This window comes from Fusibacter sp., assembly GCF_057447755.1.
The window spans coordinates 1-3923 of the sequence record NZ_JBVBZF010000324.1 but is presented as its reverse complement, the minus strand read 5'-3'; the positions used below and the strand labels follow the sequence as shown (position 1 = coordinate 3923).

Annotated in this window: 4 protein-coding genes; 3 read left to right on the top strand and 1 reads right to left on the bottom strand. The window is 35.2% G+C overall.

What is annotated here, in order from left to right; all coding sequences use genetic code 11:
- Positions 1-343: 343 nt before the first annotated feature.
- The gene (locus AC220I_RS19450) at positions 344-1792 is read right to left on the bottom strand and encodes a flotillin family protein (protein ID WP_486725525.1); all 1449 of its coding nucleotides are present in this window, start codon (positions 1790-1792) and stop codon (positions 344-346) included.
- 383 nt (positions 1793-2175) lie between these two features.
- Here AC220I_RS19450 and AC220I_RS19445 point away from each other — a divergent pair, with 383 nt between their 5' ends.
- The 3 genes from AC220I_RS19445 to AC220I_RS19435 all read left to right on the top strand — a co-directional run.
- Positions 2176-2739: an RNA polymerase sigma factor gene (locus tag AC220I_RS19445; protein WP_486725524.1), complete on the top strand. Its 564-nt coding sequence runs from the start codon at positions 2176-2178 to the stop codon at positions 2737-2739.
- Positions 2723-3466 (top strand): DUF4367 domain-containing protein, encoded by a 744-nt coding sequence (locus AC220I_RS19440; protein WP_486725523.1) that lies wholly within the window; start codon positions 2723-2725, stop codon positions 3464-3466. Before AC220I_RS19445 ends, AC220I_RS19440 begins: the two co-directional genes overlap by 17 nt.
- A gap of 68 nt (positions 3467-3534) precedes the next feature.
- On the top strand, positions 3535-3923 hold a 389-nt coding region (locus AC220I_RS19435), incomplete at its 3' end, for a hypothetical protein (protein WP_486725522.1).

The following is a 3923-nucleotide window of genomic DNA, read 5'->3' as shown; positions in this document are numbered from 1 at the left end:
TTTTATCAATCGTGAACTTAGCGTTTTGCTTTTGCAGTTGTGCCATTTCCTATGTATGATCGCATTCAGCTTGAGTTCTCATAAAATATAAGCCCTTAGGGCTTTCAAATCGTTACATGGAGCGCTTTCAAATAACCTCTGATTGGCTCACATATACTTAAAAATTTATATCACAGACACTCTTTATTGAAAATCCTAAATCATGCTAATTTTGACTTAAAAATAGCTTGGCTTTTTGTGTCAATCCCTATAAAAAAATCACTCAATCAGGCCCTATCAATGCCCATTTGAGTGATCTTCTTGATTTATAAACACATCTTAATTCTATTCGTCAAATATTGTGTTATTTAATGGGTTCTTCCATATCCGGTTGAGCAATCTTACCACCAATAAAAGCTGAGATAAGACCCTTTACATCAAGCCCAGTTGCATCTGTAACACCATTCATGATTTGGCTCATTGACTTTGTAATATCACCAACCATTTTTGCATTATTGCCTTCACCATACATTGTGATTGAATCAATATTTTCTAGTGGTTTGGCAATGTTAGCAGCAATTTCTGGAAGCACTTTAAAGAACATTTCAAGGACAGCAGCCTCTTCCATTTTCTTCATTGCCTCAGCCTTAGCATCTACACCTTTTGCTTCAGCCAAACCTTTTGCTTCAATACCATCTGCCTCTGCCATCATATATGCTTTTTGTGCATCCGCATCTTGCTTCTTCGCAAAGGCATTTGCCTCTGCAGTTGCTTTTAAAGCAAGTGCCTCATTTTCTGCTCTGATTTTTTCAGCTTCAGAATTCTTTTGAATCTCATAAAGCTTGGCATCTGCCGCTTTTTCTTTGGAATATTTGTCGGCATCTGCTTTCTTTCTAATCGTTGCATCCAGTTCTCTTTCCATAATTTGAACTGCGCGTTCTTTGAGTTCAATCTCTTTTTCCTGTCTTGCTAGATTGGCATTTGCGGATGTGATTTCTATCGTACGACGTTGTTCCTCTTGTTGAATTTTGTAAGCCGCATCTGCTTGAGCTTGTTTCGTATCTGATTCCTGTTTTAATTCTGCTTTTTTAATTTCGAGTTGATTATTTTTGATTGCAATTTCTTCTTGCGAAGCAATTTCAGCATCATTGGCTTCCTTGTTTGCTTTTGCTTGTGCAATCTTAACATCTCTTTCTGCTTCCGCTTTTACGATTTTAGCGTTCTTTTGAATCTTTGCCACGTTATCTATACCAAGGTCATTGATCACACCTTCACGGTCAGCAAAGTTTTGTACATTAAAGGAAACAATCTCCAGACCCAGTTTTCTCATATCAGGCACAGCATTTTGTTGTACCTTCTCAGAAAATTTTTGACGGTCTGAGATCATGTTTGTCAGTGACATTGTACCGACGATCTCACGAATATTACCCTCTAAAACATCTTGAACCATATTGCGAATGTAATCTTCATCTTTATTCAAAAAGTTCTCACTGGCTTTTTCAAGAAGTTCCTTTTCAGATGATATTTTAACTGTTACAACCGAGTCAACTAGGACATTGATAAACTCTTGTGTTGGAACAGCCTCACTTGTTTTGACATCAATCTTCATGGCTCTCAATGTCAATCTGTCCTTTCTTTCAAAAAAAGGAATTTTAATGGCTGCCTTACCAATTACAACTTTCGGTGTCTTCTTAAGACCTGAAATAATAATGGCTTCATCAGGTGATGCTTTTACATAACCCGTTAACAAGGTAACCACGATTAGGGCTACCACTGGTGCTGCAATTGCGGCAAATGTTATCAAAGCTTGCATAAAATATGTACCTCCAAAAAAAAAATTTTATATGTCATCTATCCTATTTTACTTTTAAATTTCTTAAAAATATAGTTGTTTTTAACACATTTAATATATATTACCTTTTATTGTGCTTTTACAATGAGTTTGCATGTTTTAACAGATAATCTAAGTTTGTGTATTTGCAATAAATAGCTTATTGCATTGATTAAAAACAGGCTCTGCCTGTAACATAAGCGTAATATAATTGTTATTATTGTATTAACAAATGCTAAAGATGACGCTAAAATTTTTTTGATGCCTTTATTAGTTAACCCCATGCAAAAGTTGCATCTTATTCTATATTAAGGTATCATTGACTCGTAGATTTTATACGATTAAACCATAATCATGGAGGTTCAATGTTATTATTATTCACATTATATGATGAAAAAACCAAGTCCAAGCTTGAGGAAATATACTATACATATGGGAAGACTTTATATATCATCGCCTACTCTATACTTAAAGACCATCATGAAGCTCAAGATGTCGTTCAAGAAACAATTATTAGAATTGCCGGTCACTTAGACAAGATTGAAATCGTTAATAGCAAAAAAACAAAGGCCTACTTAAGTATCATTACACGAAACCTATCCATCAATATCTATAATAAGAAAAAGAAAATTATCGTGACCGATACTGATGATATTGAGGAATATGTAGAAATCAATGCCCTTCTATATCAAGAACATTTAAGTGACTTGGCAAACAAGTCTACCTTTCAAAGCAAATTAAGTCACCTTCACCATACTTATGCAGATATAATCACTTTGAAGTTCTATTTTGAACTGGAAATATCAGAAATTGCAAATATCCTAGGCATCTCTGTGAATAACGTTAGTGTTCGCCTTTCAAGAGCCTTAAACGCACTAAAATCAACGATGTTAGAAAGAGAGGCTGAGTTGAATGAAAAATACATATGAAGATCAAGAGAAGATTAAAAAGAACAATGAAGTCTATTTGTATAATTTGGGCTTCGAATATATCGAGGCATATGACAAAGACATCGATGTCCTAATAGATTCACATTCAGAAATAGAGGTACCGGCATCGTTGGATCAATGGTTTGACCGTTTTCAAAATGAAAATGAACGGAAAAATAAGCACAAACAAAATTTAATTAATTTCAAGAGGCGCTTAAAAAGAGTTGCAGCAGTATTTGCGATTATTATTCTCGCAAACAGTCTTTTAATGATGCGTGTAGACGCTTATAGAATTATCGTTTTAAACATGTTTTTAGACACAAAAGAAAAGTTCACACAGATGACAAACCAAGAAACCACAAGCTATCAGGTCGACCTCTTGCTCCCGGATGATTGGAGATCATACTTCTATCCAACTTATGTCCCCGTTGGATACACCTTGACTAACATAGACACCCATAAGGACATAAAGACCATGCAATTTACCGGTGAAAACAACCAAGCCTTCTTTATCATTCAAAGTCAAAGCGCTTTGGAACATCAACTCGATACTGAAAATGCAAGGGTAATTGATGTGACTATTAATGACCATCAAGGCAAATTGATCCTAAAAGACGACCGCACACTCATCACCTGGAATGTGGGTGAAAAAAATATTTTAGTGGCCGGACCGATTGATAAATCAACCATTTTGAAAATTGCTGAGAGTATGACTGAAAAAAAATAATAAAATGTGTAAGATTCACCCCCTTTATTTGGTTTATATTATGAAACCTAAAGAAAGGGGGTGATTTTATGAAGAAAATAAGATTAAGCCTATTAACGATTTTACTGTTATCAGTGCTATCAGTAGCGCCAACTTTTGCTGACGGGTCAAACATCGTTTTTGATTCACCAAAGACTGCAGGTGACCTTATTATTACACCGAACTTTGTCAGCATCATGACTTTTAGCAATGATTTCAGCCTATCATCACAAGGAAAGGCATCTGTAACATCTTATGTCACTGCCATTGGCGTAAACAAATGCAGTATCACTGTTGACCTCCAACGATATGTGAATGGAAGTTGGACGACAATTAAAACCTGGACAGAAACCAATAATAATAGTTACTGTAGTCTCGGTAAAAGTTATTACGTTGCAAGTGGATATCAATATCGAATGACTGCTTATGCTTCTGTTTA